At 37.6% G+C, this 18,109-nt stretch carries 14 protein-coding genes and 2 tRNA genes; 4 read left to right on the top strand and 12 right to left on the bottom strand.

Annotated elements, in window-relative coordinates; genetic code table 11:
* Positions 1 to 3: 3 nt before the first annotated feature.
* From ACJJVU_RS06685 to proS, 7 genes are all read right to left on the bottom strand, one after another.
* The gene (locus ACJJVU_RS06685; protein ID WP_405223596.1) at positions 4 to 2,382 is read right to left on the bottom strand and encodes a TonB-dependent receptor; all 2,379 of its coding nucleotides are present in this window, start codon (positions 2,380 to 2,382) and stop codon (positions 4 to 6) included.
* Between the two features lie 123 nt (positions 2,383 to 2,505).
* On the bottom strand, positions 2,506 to 4,728 hold the full coding sequence (locus ACJJVU_RS06690; protein WP_405223598.1) for an NADP-dependent isocitrate dehydrogenase: 2,223 nt from the start codon (positions 4,726 to 4,728) through the stop codon (positions 2,506 to 2,508).
* Positions 4,729 to 5,252: 524 nt separating this feature from the next.
* Positions 5,253 to 5,606 (bottom strand): 50S ribosomal protein L19, encoded by a 354-nt coding sequence (gene rplS / locus ACJJVU_RS06695; protein WP_013751622.1) that lies wholly within the window; start codon positions 5,604 to 5,606, stop codon positions 5,253 to 5,255.
* 227 nt (positions 5,607 to 5,833) lie between these two features.
* Complete coding sequence (gene rpsT, locus ACJJVU_RS06700; protein WP_013751623.1) at positions 5,834 to 6,085, bottom strand: 30S ribosomal protein S20; 252 nt, start codon at positions 6,083 to 6,085, stop codon at positions 5,834 to 5,836.
* A 30-nt stretch (positions 6,086 to 6,115) separates the two neighbouring features.
* Positions 6,116 to 6,187, bottom strand: a tRNA-Glu gene (locus tag ACJJVU_RS06705).
* 48 nt (positions 6,188 to 6,235) lie between these two features.
* Positions 6,236 to 6,307 (bottom strand) — tRNA-Glu (locus tag ACJJVU_RS06710).
* An 85-nt stretch (positions 6,308 to 6,392) separates the two neighbouring features.
* Positions 6,393 to 7,871, bottom strand: a complete 1,479-nt coding sequence (proS, locus tag ACJJVU_RS06715) for a proline--tRNA ligase (protein ID WP_298330739.1) — start codon at positions 7,869 to 7,871, stop codon at positions 6,393 to 6,395.
* Positions 7,872 to 7,970: 99 nt separating this feature from the next.
* Here proS and ACJJVU_RS06720 point away from each other — a divergent pair, with 99 nt between their 5' ends.
* Genes ACJJVU_RS06720 through ACJJVU_RS06730 form a run of 3 tightly spaced genes read left to right on the top strand, consistent with a single transcriptional unit; the run spans position 7,971 to position 11,305 of the window.
* Positions 7,971 to 9,149 carry a hypothetical protein gene (locus ACJJVU_RS06720; RefSeq protein ID WP_405223601.1) on the top strand — a complete coding sequence of 393 codons (1,179 nt, stop codon included), beginning with the start codon at positions 7,971 to 7,973 and terminating at the stop codon, positions 9,147 to 9,149.
* Positions 9,150 to 9,180: 31 nt separating this feature from the next.
* Positions 9,181 to 10,704, top strand: a complete 1,524-nt coding sequence (locus tag ACJJVU_RS06725) for an OmpP1/FadL family transporter (RefSeq protein ID WP_405223603.1) — start codon at positions 9,181 to 9,183, stop codon at positions 10,702 to 10,704.
* A 58-nt stretch (positions 10,705 to 10,762) separates the two neighbouring features.
* Entirely contained in the window at positions 10,763 to 11,305 is a 543-nt protein-coding gene (locus ACJJVU_RS06730) for an NADPH-dependent FMN reductase (RefSeq protein WP_405223605.1), read from the top strand.
* Here the strand turns inward: ACJJVU_RS06730 and ACJJVU_RS06735 are convergent.
* On the bottom strand, positions 11,302 to 12,972 hold the full coding sequence (locus ACJJVU_RS06735) for an alpha-amylase family glycosyl hydrolase (RefSeq protein ID WP_405227478.1): 1,671 nt from the start codon (positions 12,970 to 12,972) through the stop codon (positions 11,302 to 11,304). The two genes, ACJJVU_RS06730 and ACJJVU_RS06735, sit on opposite strands and share 4 nt — an antisense overlap.
* 103 nt (positions 12,973 to 13,075) lie before the next feature.
* Here ACJJVU_RS06735 and menA point away from each other — a divergent pair, with 103 nt between their 5' ends.
* Positions 13,076 to 13,978, top strand: a complete 903-nt coding sequence (gene menA / locus ACJJVU_RS06740) for a 1,4-dihydroxy-2-naphthoate octaprenyltransferase (RefSeq protein ID WP_405223607.1) — start codon at positions 13,076 to 13,078, stop codon at positions 13,976 to 13,978.
* 228 nt (positions 13,979 to 14,206) lie between these two features.
* On the opposite strand, the gene ACJJVU_RS06745 is transcribed toward menA, so the two are convergent.
* From ACJJVU_RS06745 to ACJJVU_RS06760, 4 genes are all read right to left on the bottom strand, one after another.
* Entirely contained in the window at positions 14,207 to 14,479 is a 273-nt protein-coding gene (locus ACJJVU_RS06745) for an HU family DNA-binding protein (RefSeq protein WP_013751630.1), read from the bottom strand.
* Between the two features lie 188 nt (positions 14,480 to 14,667).
* Positions 14,668 to 15,618: a methionyl-tRNA formyltransferase gene (fmt, locus tag ACJJVU_RS06750; protein WP_298330755.1), complete on the bottom strand. Its 951-nt coding sequence runs from the start codon at positions 15,616 to 15,618 to the stop codon at positions 14,668 to 14,670.
* Positions 15,615 to 17,504 carry an ATP-dependent DNA helicase RecQ gene (locus tag ACJJVU_RS06755; protein ID WP_405223609.1) on the bottom strand — a complete coding sequence of 630 codons (1,890 nt, stop codon included), beginning with the start codon at positions 17,502 to 17,504 and terminating at the stop codon, positions 15,615 to 15,617. The genes fmt and ACJJVU_RS06755 overlap by 4 nt, the downstream gene beginning before the upstream one ends.
* The gene (locus ACJJVU_RS06760) at positions 17,497 to 18,036 is read right to left on the bottom strand and encodes an ATP-binding protein (RefSeq protein ID WP_298330760.1); all 540 of its coding nucleotides are present in this window, start codon (positions 18,034 to 18,036) and stop codon (positions 17,497 to 17,499) included. Before ACJJVU_RS06760 ends, ACJJVU_RS06755 begins: the two co-directional genes overlap by 8 nt.
* Positions 18,037 to 18,109 lie beyond the last annotated feature (73 nt).

Below are 18,109 nucleotides of genomic sequence, written 5' to 3' on the forward strand. Positions count from 1 at the left end.
TTCTTAAAATTTGAAATTATAAGTTACTGCTGGTATTGCCCCAAAAATAGAAGTTCTAATAGCTTCATTGTTTCCAGTTTCTGCATTTTGCCTAAAGTTAATTGAAGCAGCATTTCGACGATTATAGGCATTATAAAGACTAAAAATCCACTCGGATTTCCATGAGCGACCTTCATTTGCACTAGGAGTTAGTGTAGCGCTTAAGTCTAGCCTATGGTAAGATGGCAATCGTTGTTCATTGCGAGGACCATATGTTGGGATTACTATTCCTTGAAACTCAAATTGTCCTACAGGAAAATTTGTAGGCTGTCCTGTTTGAAAAAGAAAGTTACTACCAAATTTCCACTTCTTACTGAGCTCATAGCTTAGATTCATAGAGATGTCATGAGTTTTGTCATAAGGAGTGTTATACCACTGCCCTCTATTTATACCTAGCTCATTCTCATTTCTGCCCGGAGTACGTTGCTCAGATTTTGAGAGCGTGTATGCTATAAATCCTTTAAGGTCACCATCATTTTTTCTCAATAAGAACTCTAGGCCGTAAGCTCTTGCTTCACCTTGTAATACTACCTGCTCGATGGCATCATTTGCGATAAGTTGTGCGCCATCAATATAATCTACTCTACCATCTATATTTTTATAAAAAGCCTCAGTTTCTAGGGTGTACTCTGTGTCTTTTACTTCAAAGTTCTTAAAATATCCCAAAGCATATTGATCTAGTTTTTGAGGTTGTACAAATTGCCCACTAGGAGTCCATATGTCTAATGGAGTAGGGGAGCTTGTATTTGACAATAAATGAAGATATTGAACGAGTCGTGTGTAACTTGCTTTTATAGAAGTGTCGTCATTAAACGCATAAGATGCAGCAATACGTGGTTCTAGTGAGTTAAAGGTAGCTAGTTTATCGCTTCTCGATAGTGAAGTATCTGTTTCAATAGGATCTTCACTTTTATAAATCAATAGAAACGGATCAAAAGTAACAGGTTGATTATCTCTATATATATTAATCTCATCTTGACCAAGACGAGTAAAATTACTATAACGTAAGCCGTACTCCATAGTGAAGTCTTTAGATAGTTTGTGCTCAACATCTACGTAGGCTGCAAACTCATTTGCATACTTCTTTGTGAGTTGCTCTTCTATAATGCCAGAATCTGGTCCATTAGGTTTTATACGTCCAGGATTAAATGTGTAGTATAGATTATTAATCCCAGAGTAAATCTTCATCTTATCATTTAAGTAATGAGTAAGATCATACTTGAGGTTAATATTGTTGATGCCTGAGTTCCACTCAAAGCCTACAAAGTCAAGATCTAAACCATAATAATAGTCACTATAAATCAGGGAGGCGTTAGAAAATAATTTATCAGAAAAGATGTGATTCCATCGTAAGTTTCCTACAGCATTTCCATACACATTTTTAAAACTGTCATCTATACTAAAGAGGTCTCTACCGAAGTATCCAGAAAGATATAGACTATTGTTGTCGTTTATGTTATAGTTAATCTTAGTGTTGAGGTCGTAAAAGTATGCCTTGTTGTCTATATCAAATAAGGGTAAAAATAAATGAGCATATGATGCTCTTCCTCCTAGTAGAAACGCAGCTTTGTCTTTTACAATAGGTCCTTCTACAAGTAATCTACTTGCTACAGCGCCTATTCCTCCGCTTACTTTTACATTTTTGCTATTACCTTCTTTTTGATAAATATCTAGTACAGAAGAGACGCGACCACCATAACGTGCAGGGATTCCGCCTTTATATAGCTTTAAATCTTTAATCGCATCAGGGTTAAACACTGAGAAAAATCCAAAGAGGTGAGAGGAGTTGAATATGGTTGCCTCATCAAGAAGTATCAAATTTTGATCTGCCGCACCACCGCGCACGTTAAATCCAGAGGCACCTTCGCCAGCACTTGTAACTCCAGGGAGTAATAAAATCGCTTTAATGACATCTGCCTCTCCTAGTACTACGGGAATTTGTTTAATAGTAGCCGAACTTAAAGCGTTTACACTCATTTGAGGTTTGCGTATACGTACTCGTTCTACTTTTTCTTCTAAGATAACTTCATTGAGTAGCTCTTCAGAAGGTGTTAGTTTAAAATTGCGACGTATATCACTTGTAAGATTAACAGTCTCAATTACATCTTTAAATCCTAGGTAGCTTACTTGTAATTGATAGGTTCCTTCGGGTAGTGTTATGGAATAGAATCCATAAGAATTTGTCACTACGCCATCGCTTAATTCTGGAAATAGGATACTCACACCAATTAAGGTTTCATTACTTGAGTTATCGGTGATTGTTCCACTTAGTGTATACTTTTCTTGTCCCAGTGAAAGTTGAGTAACCCCTATGAGAAAGAGTAAAGTAAAGAACTTTTTCATGTTATAGTTTTGAGTAAAGCTAACCACAATTCTTTAATTAAACTTGTTAAAAAAAATGAAAGCCTCTTCTGTTTAGAAGAGGCTTTTAAGTGATTTTGTACGCTTTCGCGAAAGCGTTATAATCTAATCAATAATTGCATTAAATGTAGCACTAGGTCTCATGGCTGCAAATGTTTTCTCACTGCTTACGCTGTAATAACCATCTATATTTTGAGGCTCACCTTGTGCGGCATTTAGTTCGTTAATAATCTTATGCTCGTTTTCTTCCATAGTTTTTGCTATAGGTGCAAACTCTGATGCTAGGTCAGTATTTACAGTCTGTGCAGCAAGGCCTTGTGCCCAGTAAAGTGCAAGATAAAAGTGACTACCACGGTTATCTAGCTCGTTTACTTTACGAGAAGGAGACTTTCTATTTTCTAAGAATTTAATTGTCGCTTCATCCAGCGTGTCTGCAAGAACTTGAGCGCGATCGTTACCACGGCTAGTTGCTACATGCTCTAGAGATACTGCTAGTGCTAAGAATTCTCCAAGAGAATCCCAACGCAGGTGACCCTCTTCTAGAAACTGCTGGATATGCTTAGGAGCAGATCCTCCAGCTCCAGTTTCAAATAAACCTCCACCATTCATAAGAGGAACGATAGATAGCATCTTTGCACTAGTTCCTACTTCTAGAATAGGGAATAAATCTGTGTTATAATCACGAAGTACATTTCCTGTTACAGAGATAGTGTCTTGTCCATTCTTGATACGTTCTAAAGAAAAACGTGTAGCAAGTACAGGAGACATGATTTGTATATCAAGACCATCGGTATCGTGATCTTTTAAGTAAAGATTTACTTTCTTGATAAGTTGTGCATCATGAGCTCTCTCTTGATCTAACCAGAATATAGCTGGCACACCAGTAGCTCTTGCACGACTTACAGCAAGTTTAACCCAGTCACGTATAGGTGCATCTTTTACCTGGCACATTCTCCAGATATCTCCTTCTTCTACCTTGTGTTCTGTTAGTGTATTTCCAGCGTCATCTACTGTACGTACTACTCCAGCTGCTGGTATTTCGAATGTCTTATCGTGAGATCCATATTCTTCGGCTTTTTGAGCCATAAGACCTACGTTAGGAACTGTACCCATTGTTGTAGGGTCAAAAGCTCCATGTTTTTTACAGAAATCTATAGTTTCTTGGAAAACCCCAGCATAACTACTATCTGGAATTACCGCTTTTGTGTCTTGTTGTTTTCCTTCTGCATTCCACATTTGTCCAGATGCACGTATCATTGCTGGCATAGATGCATCAATAATAACATCACTAGGAACGTGTAGGTTTGTAATTCCTTTATCAGAATTTACCATTGCAAGATCTGGTCTTGCATCATAACAAGCTTTTATAGCAGCAAGGATTTCTTCTTTTTCTGAAGATGGTAATTCGTCAATTTTAGAAACTAAGTCTCCAAATCCATTATTTACATCTACTCCTAATTTATCAAAAGTAGCTCCGTACTTCTCAAATACTGGTGCAAAAAACACACGTACTGCGTGTCCAAATATTTTAGGGTCAGAAACCTTCATCATAGTCGCCTTCATGTGAAGGGAGAAAAGGATATCTTTTTCTTTTGCATCTACTACTTGCTCTTCAAGGAAAGAAATCAAAGCTTTCTTCTCCATAAGAGAAGCGTCTATAATTTCTTCTGCTAGTACTGGTGTATTAGCTTTAAGAACAGTAACAGTTCCATCTGTAGCTACATGTTCAATACGCACATTTCCAGCTTCTTGAATAGTAACAGATTTTTCATTGTTTCTAAAATCTCCATGAGACATTGTCGAAACATGTGTTTTAGAATCTGCACTCCATGCGCCCATACTGTGTGGGTTGTTTCTCGCATATTGCTTCACAGGCTTAGGAGCTCTGCGGTCTGAGTTACCTTCACGTAATACTGGGTTTACAGCACTACCTAATACTTTTGCATATCTAGCACGTATTGATTTCTCTTCGTCAGTTTTTGGCTCTTCTGGAAAATCTGGAATATCGTATCCATCACTTTGTAATTCCTTTATAGCAGCCGTAAGCTGAGGTATAGAGGCAGAGATGTTTGGAAGTTTGATAATATTTGCTTCTGGTTGCTTTGCTAGTTCTCCTAGCGCAAGCAATGCATCTTCTTGTTTTTGATCTTCAGTAAGGTTGTCTGGAAAATTTGCAACGATACGACCAGCTAGAGAAATATCCACTAGCTCCATGTCAATATTAGAAGACTGGGTAAAACGTTTTATAATAGGGAGGAATGAATGCGTCGCAAGCATAGGAGCTTCATCCGTAAGTGTATACTTTATAGTGGTCTTTTCTGTCGCCATTTAGAAGGTATTTGTTTAGTAAATCTATTGAAAATCACTCGTAAGTCGAGCCTAGCAAATATACCAAATCACTAAGGTTACTTGCAATGCTTCGGTGCGCGAATACACTCAGAATTATGAAGAATATTGTATTTAACCATCCATTAAATTCATTTAAGCATTTAAAGTAGATGAATGATGCTTTTTTGAAGTTATGTAAAGTATAAGGTGGTCTTGATTTTGGTTGTGTAACAAGACGCTAATACTAATAACTGTGTTTGTTGTGTAGTATATGAGTAGAGGAGTTTAGTTTGAGGAGAAGGGTGGTGGCTTTGATATTTCTTATCAACGACTAGATGGAGATTCTAATTAGTTAGAAAGATGATAACAGTATTTAACTTGATTAATTAACCTGTCTTATTCTAAGCTGAGTGGTGGATATCCGCTTAATTTTTATCTCTTGTATGATGTTTTTATGCTAACATATATCCAAAAAAAAAGCTCCATCGTTATGATGGAGCTTTTTGATAATATATTGTGGTAGCTTAAGCGCCACGTCTTTCTTTAATACGAGCTTTCTTACCAGTAAGACCTCTAAAGTAAAAGATACGTGCACGACGTACAATACCTTTCTTGTTTATTTCAATCTTTTGGATTGCAGGAAGGTTAAGTGGGAATACACGTTCCACACCAACAGTACCAGACATTTTACGGATTGTAAATGTTTGAGTTCTTCCAGTTCCTCTTAATTGAATCACAACTCCTCTAAAGAACTGTGTTCTACTTTTTTCACCTTCCTTAATTTCATAAAATACAGTAATTGTATCTCCTGCTGAAAAAGTTGGGAAATCATTTTTTGGGATGAATTCGTCTTGTACGAATTTTACTAAATCTTCCATTTCTATGGATATTAAAGTGGTTTTACGTTAGGGCAACATTCACGAACATCGTCAGAGGTTAGCCTAATCAGTTGCAAGAATTTCTTGCGGTATTAATCTTAATATGTAAAAGTAGTAGAGAGGTTTTGCTTTCGCGAAAGCGTAAGTTGTACTTATCTACTTCTTAAATAACAAAAGAACCCCTATAGAAATATAGAAGTTCTCTGTATATCATAATCGTAGTGCTATTATAGCGCTGCTACGTGCTTTGCAAGCTTAGATTTCAGGTTAGCTGCTTTGTTATCATGAATGATATTACGCTTAGCTAACTTGTCAATCATAGAAGCTACAGCTGGATATAAAGCCTGTGCATCTTTCTGCTCAGTCATATCGCGTAGTCTTTTGATCGCGTTACGAGTCGTTCTGTGTTGGTAACGATTTCTAAGACGCTTAGCTTCGTTGCTTCTAATTCTCTTTAAAGCTGACTTGTGATTTGCCATTATTGTTTTTTCTAGTAATTATAAAAATTGTAGCCCGTAGGGGAATCGAACCCCTCTTACATGGATGAAAACCATGCGTCCTAGCCGATAGACGAACGGGCCAGAAAAATTCTGAAGTGTTACCTTCAGAATTTATGTATTCAAAATGTGTAGCCCGTAGGGGAATCGAACCCCTCTTACATGGATGAAAACCATGCGTCCTAGCCGATAGACGAACGGGCCTAGAACAATCGCTTAAATTGCGGATGCAAAAATAAACATTTTTCTAGATGTTGCAAGACTATTTGAAACTTTTTTCAAAAAAAAATTAATATGCCTTGGCAAACAGTACTCTACGATTAGAAGGAGCGCCAGAAAAAACGCATTTTCCTTCTTCTTCAACAGCATCCATAGGTATGCATCGTATGGTTGCTTTTGTGATTTGTTTGATTTTTTCTTCAGTTTCTGCAGTGCCATCCCAATGTGCACTTAGAAATCCACCTTTGGTCTCTAGTACTTCTTTGAATTCTTCAAAGTCATTTACAGGCGTTATATGCGTATCTCTGTAATTTTTTGCCTTAGTATATAGGTTTTCTTGTATTTCCTTTAAAAGGTCAACTACAGTCTCTACAATATCCTCTTTGGCTACAAACTCCTTTGTGAGCGTATCGCGCCTAGCAAGTTCTACTGTTCGTTTCTCAAGGTCTTTAGGTCCTATTCCTATTCTTAAAGGAACACCCTTGAGCTCATACTCATTAAATTTCCATCCTGGTTTGTGTGTATCTCGATTATCAAACTTTACAGAAACTCCATGAAGTTTGAGGTCTTGTACAATTTCATTTGCCACTTGGGAAATCGCATCCAGTTGTTCTTGTCCTTTATATATTGGAACAATGACCACCTGGAACGGAGCGAGATTTGGAGGTAACACAAGTCCTTGATCATCACTATGCGTCATTATAAGCGCTCCCATAAGGCGTGTAGATACACCCCAAGAGGTAGCCCATACGTGCTCTTGTTTTCCTTGGTTTGTTGTAAATTTTACATCAAACGCTTTCGCGAAATTTTGACCTAAAAAGTGAGATGTACCTGCTTGTAGTGCTTTTCCATCTTGCATAAGTGCTTCGATACAAAAGGTTTCATCTGCACCAGCAAAACGTTCACTCTCTGTCTTTACACCTTTTACTACAGGAATAGCTAAGAAATTCTCAGCAAATTCTGCATAGATGTTATTCATTAATTCTGCCTCTACTAGTGCTTCTTGTTTAGTAGCGTGTGCTGTATGACCTTCTTGCCATAAGAATTCGGCAGTCCTTAAGAATAAGCGAGTGCGCATTTCCCAGCGTACTACGTTTGCCCATTGGTTTATTAATAATGGAAGATCTCTATATGATTGAATCCATCCTTTATATGTATTCCATATAATAGCTTCACTAGTAGGACGAACGATAAGTTCTTCCTCTAATTTTGCATTAGGATCAACAATAAGCTTGCTAGGATTATCAGGATCTGTTTTTAATCTGTAGTGAGTAACTACTGCACATTCCTTTGCAAAGCCCTCTGCATTCTTCTCTTCTGCTTCAAAAAGACTTTTGGGTACAAATAATGGAAAATATGCATTTTCATGTCCTGTTTCTTTGAACATGCGATCAAGCTCTGCTTGCATTTTTTCCCAGATGGCATATCCGTATGGTTTGATAACCATACAGCCGCGCACTGCTGAGTTTTCTGCTAGGTCTGCTTGAACTACTAATTCATTATACCATTTAGAATAATCTTCACTTCTTTTCGTGAGGTTCTTGCCCATAAAACTTGTTTTGGCACAAATGTTGTGTTAATTTGAATGTAAAAATACCTAGCGAAATTAGGTATTTTTGAATCAAGCAACAATTAAAACACTATCGATATGGAATTTTATACTTCACTTATACGCACAACAAAGAATTTGTCATTTGTGGCTGTTACGTCAGTATTTTTGATAGGTTGTAGTTCTACACAAAATTTTTATGATGAGGATGGAATTTACAGTAGTCCTCAAACTGATGCAGCTAGCGCTTCTGATAAAGAAATTTCTAGTGGTGCAAATACTAATGTTTATAAAAATTACTTTGAAAAAGGAGTTCAAGAACTCAGTGAGCTAGAAGAAGATGGTGCCATATTTACTGATATTGAATCTTATTCTTCGGAGGCTGGGACAGATATCTACGTAGAAGGAGCTAGTTTTGAAACAAATACTGGGTATGCAGCTTGGGGTGATGAAACTCAAGACGTAGAAATCAACATATACAACAACACTCCTTATTGGGGCTTCAATAACTGGGGAGGTTTTGGAGGCTACGGTTACGGATGGGGTGGAGGATTCTACGGAAATGCATGGGGAGGCGGATTCTGGTCACCATGGGGATATGGCATACATAGAGGATTTAATAGTCCATTTTTTGGGTACGGTGGTTATGGATATGCATATAATCGTCCTTTCTTTCACTATGGTAATAATTTTAACAACCACTACTATGGAAACAATGGTAGGAACTATAGAGGTCGTGTAGCGTATAGCGCAGGTAGAAGATCTTCTATATCTAATACAGGAAGAAGAAGTAGTGCTGTAAATGCAATCTCATCTTCAAGATCTCGTTTACGTTCGTCTTCAGGAAGGACATCAAGAGCCACAAGTAGAAATACATATTCTAGAAACAGAGGGACTAGCTCGCGAGTAATTGGAACTAGACCAACATCTGCAAATCGTGATGGCGTTACTAGAGGAAGACCTACAACTACAAATCGCGATGGTGTTACTAGGGGAAGACCAACAACAGCTAATCGTGATGGTGTTACAAGAGGTAGGCCTAATGCAACGAGACCAAGCCGTCCTACAAGACCATCTGGAACTCAATCAAGACCTTCGCGTCCAGTAAGACCTAGTGGAACTAAATCAAGACCTGCATCAAGTTCGTCTAGACCTACAGCGACGCCTAGCAGATCTTCATCAAGAAGTAGCTCTGCATCTAGATCGTCTTCACCATCAAGAAGTAGTAGTGGATCATCTTCAAGATCTTCTGGTAGAAGCGGAGGACGCAGAGGATAAGCGATATAGTCTACAATATTAAATTTTTTATATGAAAAAACTTATTATAATAGCGGCTTTAGTGGCCACGGGAACATCTTTTGGACAGAGTATTTCTGATGCACTTTTATATACCTCATCAAATGTAACTGGAACAGCTCGTTATAGAGCAATGGGAGGTGCATTTGGGGCTTTAGGTGGAGACTTAAGTGCAATAGGTGATAATCCTGCAGCAAGTGCTGTTTTTACAAAAGGTACAGTATCACTATCTATTGTTAATGATAACTTCGATAATGATACGAGATACCTTGGAAATACAACAAATGTTTCAGATTCTGATTTGTCTATAAATCAGGCTGGAGGTGTTTTCATTATAGGTGGTTCAGGTAATTCTAAGTGGAATAAAGTTTCTCTTAGCTTCAATTATGATCGAACATCAAATCTTGATAATCAATACACAGCTGTCGGAAATAATACAAATTCTATTTCTAGCTACTTTAGTGATTTTGCACAAGGAATTCCTCTTGATCTGTTAGAGACGGTTGATGGGGAGTCTGTTTCAGATTTATATCAATTTCTTGGAGAAAGTGAAGGGTTTGGTGCGCAACAAGCGTTATTAGGATTTCAATCTTTCATCATAGACCCAGCTTCAAATGATTTTGGTAATACAGAGTATTTTGTAAACACCGTTGCCGAAAATTATGACCAAGAGTACATATTTGCATCATCGGGTTATAGTGGTAAAGCATCATTTAATATTGGAGCTCAGTATGATGAAAATCTTTATTTAGGGCTTAACTTAAATTCTCACTTTATAGATTATAATCAGTCTACTGTTTTATTTGAATCTAATAATGTAGGGGCAGATGAAGGTTTTACAAACATTACAGATATTCGTTTTGAAAATAATTTAAGAACTACTGGTAGTGGATTTTCTTTCCAACTAGGAAGTATTTATAAGGCTGGAGAAAACTTGAGAGTTGGCTTTACCTATGATTCACCTACGTGGACAACTATAAGCGAAGAGACTAATCAAAGTATTTCTACTACAGCAATAGATGATGCGGGAGTATTCAACACAGTGATTAATCCTAGAGTAACTAATATCTATGAGGATTATGAAATCAAAACTCCTGGAAAATATACAGGTAGTGTTGCATATCTTTTTGGACAGCAAGGTTTATTGAGCTTCGATTACTCTTACAAGGATTATACAAATCTTAGTTTTAGACCAGAAAGCGATTCTTTCTTCAATGCGCAAAATGCAGCGATAGATAATTTATTGCAACCAGTGAATTCTTATAAATTAGGTGGAGAGATTAGATCTCAAGCATGGAGTTTTAGAGGTGGTTACCGCTATGAAGATAGCCCATTTAAAGATGAGACTACAGTAGGTGACTTATCTGGATACTCTGCAGGAATTGGTTATAATTTTGGAAAGATAAAATTAGACGTAGCTTATGATACATTCTCTCAAGAGCGCACTAATTCTTTATACAGCACAGGATTAACAAATGAAGCTACGGTAGACCGTGATAACACATCGATTATTGCTACACTTACATTGAGCCTATAATTGAGAAAATATATAATTAATAAAAAAGCTACCTTCGGGTGGCTTTTTTTATGAAACTATGGGAACAATTATTGCACTATCCGGAAGTAATAGCAAAACATCTATAAATAGTATGTTGCTGGATTATATTATCAATTCGATTCAATCTCAGCCCGCATCGCGTTTACATCTTCTAGATTATGATATTTCTATGTATAATTTAGATCTTGAGCAAGAGCGAGGAATTCCAATAGATATTCAGATTATTAAAAATAAGATAGCCGAGGCTTCTGGGATTATCATAGGAGTAAATGAGCACAACGGGATGATATCTGCTTATTTTAAAAATATTCTTGATTGGCTTTCTCGTGCAGACAGGAATTTCTTAGCAAATAAAAAAATCCTATTAGTGAGCACTTCTCCTGGGGCTAGAGGAGCCTCTTCTGCACTTGAATATATGAAGAGCACAGCTCCCCGTTTTGGAGGAGTTATAGCAGAGAGTTTTAGCTTTCCATCATTTCAAGAAAACTTTGACGTAAACAATCTCTCCATAACAAATCCTGCTATGGAGTTAGGGATTTCTCAAGTGCTGGCTTCATTTCTTCAGCAGCTGGATGATTAGTCTTGTACAACTTCTAGTAAAACAATATCGTAAGGAGTATCAAGAGTTATCTTGCCGTCGATTACACTAGCTTCTTGTCCTGAGTAGGTGTCCTTGACAGTTTGCGCTTTCGCGAAAGCGTTACCAACCACAATTTCTTTCACCCCGATATTAAGGTCTAATCCTACGACCACAGTATCTGTAACACCATTTTTATCAAATGATCTTTTAAAAACATAAGGAGCGGCACTTAGCATCTCATGAGTACCAGCACCTACCGAAGGGTGATCTCTTCTAAAAGTACCCAGCTTTTGCCAGTGAGTAAGAACCTCATTTGTTGTAGTACTGTCAATATCTTGCCAGTTCATAAAGCTACGCAGGGTTGCATCACCATCTGTTCCTTCTATCGTTAAGTCTCTTGCAGTTTCATCACCATAATAAACCTGAGATATCCCCGTAGTTAATAAAAGCTTAGTACCTGTTTCTATAGCTTTGTTTCGGTCTTTATCAAATGGTTGTCCATCATCATGTGAGGTAGCATAGTTTACAAAACTCTTATCGCTAAAAATAGAATCCTTGATTCCTGCATACTTACTAAAAAGTTGCTCGTAGCTGCCTTGAGCATCATATTTAAATTGGAAATTAATCAGGTTATCAAAGCCGTTTGCAAAGTAATCTACCTTTTTATCTCCAAAATCATAAGCACGACCTCCATCTATAGAGTAATTATAAACTTCTCCAAACATGAAAAAGTCATTGTCATCCATCACTTTGTCTTCATTGTTTGCTTTATAGTCTGCAAAGGCTTTATCTGCTTGTGCTCTCAATGCCACCCATGAGGCTTCGTCTACATGTTTTGTAGTATCAACTCTAAAAGCATCTATTCCAAAATCACGTATATAATCCGTAAGCCATTTTATAATGTAATTGCGTGGTGTTTTCTTAAGGTTGTTTGCTGCAAAATAAGAGTCAAGCTCTGCCATTTCCTCATCATAACGTCCTTCAGACTTCCACTTTGCAACTAGTGTAGCTGGAAGCGCAACTTCTTGATTACTCTCGGTAAGGATGTCTGGAAGGTTTTCTACAAGACTACAAGCGGTAGTATTTTCATAAGTGCTAAAGGCACAATTAGGATTTTCTCTTGCCCAATCTTCACCCCAGAATGGATCTTGCTCTGTAACTGGACCTGTGTGGTTAAGTACCACATCCATGACAATACGTATATCTTTTTGATGTGCTGCTGCTATAAGAGCCTGTAAGTCCTCTCTAGTGCCAAAGTTAGGGTCTAGTGAAGTCCAGTCCTTAGTCCAGTAACCGTGATAACCGTATGTGACACCTGTGCCTTCATCTACTGCTCCATGTACTTGCTCTACAACTGGAGTAAACCAGATGGCATTGATCCCAAGATCTGTAAAGTAACCGTCTTCTATCTTTTGTGTGATTCCTTTGATATCACCACCCATAAAATCTCTTAGTACAGCACTCTCTTGAGTTCTATCAAAGTTGACATCATTACTTGTATCGCCATTATTAAAACGATCTGTAAGCAAGAAATACATATTTGCAGCTTCCCAGAAAAAAGGATTTTTTTCTTCCACTTCAACCTGCGTTACTGTAGTTTCTTTTTGTTTACAACTTGATACTGAAAGAATAACAAGGAGTAGCGCGGCAATAGATTTTAGATTCATCATGAGAATATTTTTGATCATTACGAAGCTAGTAAATCCTTTTGAAATTTGAGAAGGCTAGAAGCCCAAAGAAAATAGTACATTTACGCACTTAAAAATATTTATGCCCTCATTCCAAGTTTGGCTTAGTGCCGCCCGTCCTCGTACCTTACCACTTTCTATAGCTGGGATTCTTGTAGGGGGCGGACTAGCTCTACAGGAAGGCGCATTTAACTGGAGTATTTTTATACTAGCCATACTCGCTACTTTAGGATTTCAAATCTTATCTAACTATGCAAATGATTATGGTGACGGAGTTAAGGGAACAGATAATGCAGAGCGGGTAGGGCCTGCAAGAGCCATGCAAAGCGGACTTCTAACTGCGCAAGATCTCAAGAAGGCAATTATAATTACATCAATTATCACCGTGGTTATTGTACTGCTCTTGATTTATGTCTCTTTTGGTGTGAATCACTTTTTGCTTTCCATCTTATTCTTACTTTTAGGAATTGCCGCCATCGTATCAGCCATAAAGTACACAGTGGGAAAAAGTGCTTACGGTTATAGAGGACTAGGAGATGTCTTTGTTTTTATATTCTTTGGTCTCGTGGGTGTTCTAGGGTCTTTCTTTTTATTTACACAGTATATTAATTTTATACAGATTCTTCCTGCGCTTACTATAGGTTCATTATCTACTATGGTGTTACACCTTAATAATATGAGAGACCGTGAAGCAGATGCTCGCGTAGGTAAAAATACACTAGCTGTTGTTTTGGGAGCCGCAGGTGCAGAGAAGTATCACGCTGTATTATTCCTTGTAGGAATTTTAAGCTGGGTTTCTTACCTCTTACTTACAGCAACGCATATTATTGATTATATCTCTCTTGTGGCTTTTATACCACTAGTGAAGCACATGTTTACGGTAAGAAGTACTTCAATACACGCTTTACTTGACCCAGAACTTAAAAAAGTAGCTTTATCTACATTTTTGCTTGCAGTGCTATTTTTTATAAGTTGTTACTTATAACGGTTTAATTCTGCTTTCGCGAAATTTTTATAAGCTTCTAAAATAAACATCCTAATAATTTTACAACGTAATCCCATTACCGCTTATGGGGTAGTATGATTTATAATTAGACAATGAGCGATTACCAAACTATAAAGTAAAAAGAGGGTAGTTTCATTTAAAGCTGGTGTAAAGCAAAAAAAACGGGTAGCGTGAGCTACCCGTTTTTTATATAACAGTTAAAACTGACTAGTTTACAGAAGTTGCAAGCTCAGATCCAGCTTTGAACTTTACTACGTTCTTTGCTGCAATTTTAATAGTTTTTCCAGTTTGTGGATTTCTTCCTTCACGTGCGTTACGCTTAGAAACAGACCAAGATCCAAAACCTACAAGAGAAACACGTCCTCCGTCTTTAAGAGTCTTTTCAACATCTCCTAAGAAAGATTCTAATGCTTTTTTTGCTGCAGCTTTAGTGATACCTGCGTGCTCTGCCATTCCGTCAATTAATTCTGATTTGTTCATAATGTAAATTGTTAATTAATTAAATTGTTGGTTAAGCTAAATGCTTAATTCCCTAACAAATTTATCCGAATTAATTGCCTATGCAAGCAATAGCAAGGGAAATCAGAGGTTTTGTTAATAAGTCAAGCCAATTGTTGATAAAGGTAGTCTCTTTTTATAATTCCCTTAACACCAATAGGAGCAAGGGTTTAGCGCATTTTTGCATTTTTATCAAATTTGTATCCGTTTAAAAGGTCTTTAACGGCCATTTTTTTCTTCCCAGAAAGCTGTATTTCGGTGATGCATATGTAACCTTCTGGCGTTGCGATAGCTAGATAATCTTCTACCTGAGTTACTGCTCCAGATGGAATAAACATCTCTTTTTCTGCTTTCGCGAAAGCGCTATAAATTTTTACACGCTGCTCTTTTCCTCCATTTTCTAGCATCGTGTAAGCTGCTGGATAAGGACTCAATCCTCTTATGTGATTGTATATATCTTGAAGAGGAGCATCCCAGTCTATTCTCGTGTTCTCACTATGTAACTTGTATGCTGTTTTGAGTTCTCTACTGGAGTCTTGTACAAAAGTGCTTACTTCATCTATTGCTATTGCTTTTACCGTTTTTACAACAAGATCCTTACCTGCAATCATAAGACGGTCATGTAACACGCCAGCATTTTCCTTATCATCTATAGCAAGCTTTTCTTGTAAGATAATCTCACCGGTATCAATTTTTTCATCTATAAAGAAAGTAGTCACTCCTGTTTCTGTCTCTCCATTAATGATTGCCCAGTTTATAGGTGCGGCACCACGATATTGAGGTAGGAGTGATGCGTGTAAGTTAAAGGTTCCATAAGCTGGCATTTTCCATACAGCTTCTGGAAGCATTCTAAAGGCAACTACAATCTGTAGGTTTGCATTAAGGTCTTTAAGTTCTTCTAAAAACTCCTCGCTTTTGAGGTTTGTAGGTTGTAGGATGTTGAGGTTTCTTGCCTTTGCAAATGCCTTTACATCACTTTCTCTTACTTTCTGTCCTCTTCCTGCAGGACGATCTGGTGCGGTGATTACTCCCACTACATTATATTCTTCTTCTAGTAAACCGTTTAATATAGTTACTGCAAACTCTGGTGTACCCATAAAAACTATGCGTAAATCTCTCATAATAAGGTGTAGGTGTTATTTGCCAAGATGGCTATCTTTTTCTGATCCAAAAGTAGTCGAATCGTATTAATTATAGTTTGTTGTGGGTAGTCTAGTTGTGATATTTCGCGAGAAGTTTTTGGGCCTTCTCTTAAAATATCGATAATAGCACTGTGTATAGCAGTTCTTGAAACTTGGTGTGTTGCATTTGTACATACATCACATTTTCCACATGGTGTGGTTAATGTTTCGTCAAAATACTGCATAAGTTGGATTGCTCTACAAACGGTATCTGTGGCCAAGTATGTTTTTATAGCATCTACTTGGTTTTTCTTGTATGTTGCCTGTGCTTTAATATACGGTGCGATAACGTTTATTGTTCTATCATCATCTCTAGGGACAAGGAAAGTAATTGCGGTATCATAATTTTGATGCTCATAATCTATAATATCATCTTTTTCAAGCGTGAGCAGGACTTGATGTACTTGCTCTATAGTTTTACTTGCTTTTGTAGCAACTATGCTATAGTTGATATTTGTGACTTGTTCAAAAACGGCTCCATATGTTCTAAGAACAGCCTTAACCACATCATCCAGCTGATTATTGCGAATCAAATAGTAAGAAAGTGCAAAATCATTTACCTTAAAATTGATAGTAGCACGTTTTGTAAATTCTTGAGACAAGCTTATCACGCTATTGCGATCCAGCACTTGAAGCGCGTTAAATGTGAGGATAGTGTGCAGCTTATAGGTTGCACAAAACTCGCTAAAGTTAAATCGATGCAGTGTCTCTTGCCCTTCGCCGTAAGAGATTTGAAAGTAGTTGTTGAGGTGCTTGTATATCTTTTTTACATCTGCTACCTGAGGAATCACTTTTATAAACTGATTTTCTAGTCGTACCTCGTCATTTTCATTATAAAGAAGTACGGCTTGTGATTTTTGTCCTGCTCTTCCAGCTCTTCCAGACTCTTGAAAGTAATTTTCTATACTATCAGGGATTTCTAAATGCACTACAGTTGCTACGTCTGCTTTATCAATTCCCATCCCAAAGGCACTTGTGCCTACCATGACTTGTACTTTGTTATTTCGCCATGCGAGATATTGTTTGTGACGTTCATCACGAGACATACCTCCGTGGTAAGAAGTAGCAGAGATGCCTCTACCTTTTAAAAAGTGTGCAGTATTTAGTGTAGCTTTTCTATTACGCACATATACAATAGCACTAGCCCTTGTATTTGCAAGGATAGATTCTAGCTGGTAGAACTTGTCTGTAGCTTGCACTACATTATATGTGAGGTTAGGGCGATGATAAGAAGTTTTAAATAACTGCGGGTCTTCTAACTCTAACTGCTCTGTGATATCTTTAAGTACCTTAGGAGTAGCCGTTGCTGTAAGTGCTATAAATGGCACGGTAGGCTTGAGAGCACGTAGTTGTGAGATTTCTCTATATGCAGGTCTAAAGTCATGTCCCCATTGAGAAATACAATGAGCCTCATCTACCGCGATGAGAGAGACATTCATAAGTTTAATACGTTCTCTTACAAGCTCTTGTTGTAACCGCTCAGGTGAGAGATATAAAAGTTTGTAGTTACCATAAATGCAATTATCGAGTAGCGTGTCTAGCTCGCTAAAGGAAATTCCGCTCGTGATAGAGAGCGCTTTGATACCTTTTTCCTGCAAAGTCATGACTTGGTCCTTCATGAGAGCGATAAGTGGTGATACCACTATCGTAATTCCGTCCAGTAATAACGCAGGTAATTGATAGCATAGAGACTTTCCGCCACCTGTGGGTAATAGTGCAATACTATCACTCCCAGCAAGCACATTCTTTATAATTTCTGCTTGTTGTGGTCTAAAGGTGGAGTGACCCCAGTATTGTTGTAATATGTCTTGCGCTTGATTACTCAAGAGCTAGTGTTTTTAATATAAACGCCGCTCTATCCTCTACTGGAGACATAGGTACTACAATAGGGGTGTACCCATAATTTTGGTACGTTTTTACAAGGTGTTTTTCAATTTTTTGAGCTTGTTCAAAAGTCTCGTATCGCTCTTGATCTACCTTGTGTATTTTCTCCCAGGTAGGTAATATGAATACGATATCATAAGTATACGTCTTGCAAGCCTGTACAAAAGCCTCAGGATATTCTTGTCCTATAAAATCCATGTATGCCACGGTGTCAGGAATCCCTCGGTCTATAAAAACAGTGTCTGTGATGTATGTATCTACATCTTTGTGCTGTTCTATGCGAGCATCTCTCAGAAGCTCAGAAAACAACAGTGGTTTCTCTAGAAATAACTGATCTATACCTTCCTTTTGGGCTTGGCTTATCACTTGTCTTGAGATTTCCTCAAGGCACGGATACCCTAGTTGTTCTAGGTGCTTGAGTAATGTTGTTTTCCCGGTAGATGGACCTCCTATGAGAAGTATACGTTTTGGCATAAAAATGGTAGTCTTTTTAGCAAAATTAAGCAAACTACAAAGAACGTGAATTTTGTACCTTTGTATTATAATA

The sequence above is a fragment of the Dokdonia sp. Asnod1-B02 genome, from assembly GCF_045063955.1.
Classification (GTDB): Bacteria; Bacteroidota; Bacteroidia; order Flavobacteriales; family Flavobacteriaceae; genus Dokdonia.

Excerpts from the sequence above, each read along its gene's own strand:
- ACJJVU_RS06720 (WP_405223601.1), top strand. The coding sequence starts at position 7,971 with ATGGAATTTTATACTTCACTTATACGCACAACAAAGAATTTGTCATTT.
- rplS (WP_013751622.1), bottom strand. The coding sequence starts at position 5,606 with ATGGAAGATTTAGTAAAATTCGTACAAGACGAATTCATCCCAAAAAAT.
- ACJJVU_RS06730 (WP_405223605.1), top strand. The coding sequence starts at position 10,763 with ATGGGAACAATTATTGCACTATCCGGAAGTAATAGCAAAACATCTATA.
- ACJJVU_RS06685 (WP_405223596.1), bottom strand. The coding sequence starts at position 2,382 with ATGAAAAAGTTCTTTACTTTACTCTTTCTCATAGGGGTTACTCAACTT.
- menA (WP_405223607.1), top strand. The coding sequence starts at position 13,076 with ATGCCCTCATTCCAAGTTTGGCTTAGTGCCGCCCGTCCTCGTACCTTA.
- fmt (WP_298330755.1), bottom strand. The coding sequence starts at position 15,618 with ATGAGAGATTTACGCATAGTTTTTATGGGTACACCAGAGTTTGCAGTA.
- ACJJVU_RS06745 (WP_013751630.1), bottom strand. The coding sequence starts at position 14,479 with ATGAACAAATCAGAATTAATTGACGGAATGGCAGAGCACGCAGGTATC.
- proS (WP_298330739.1), bottom strand. The coding sequence starts at position 7,871 with ATGGGCAAGAACCTCACGAAAAGAAGTGAAGATTATTCTAAATGGTAT.
- rpsT (WP_013751623.1), bottom strand. The coding sequence starts at position 6,085 with ATGGCAAATCACAAGTCAGCTTTAAAGAGAATTAGAAGCAACGAAGCT.
- ACJJVU_RS06725 (WP_405223603.1), top strand. The coding sequence starts at position 9,181 with ATGAAAAAACTTATTATAATAGCGGCTTTAGTGGCCACGGGAACATCT.
- ACJJVU_RS06690 (WP_405223598.1), bottom strand. The coding sequence starts at position 4,728 with ATGGCGACAGAAAAGACCACTATAAAGTATACACTTACGGATGAAGCT.
- ACJJVU_RS06760 (WP_298330760.1), bottom strand. The coding sequence starts at position 18,036 with ATGCCAAAACGTATACTTCTCATAGGAGGTCCATCTACCGGGAAAACA.
- ACJJVU_RS06735 (WP_405227478.1), bottom strand. The coding sequence starts at position 12,972 with ATGAATCTAAAATCTATTGCCGCGCTACTCCTTGTTATTCTTTCAGTA.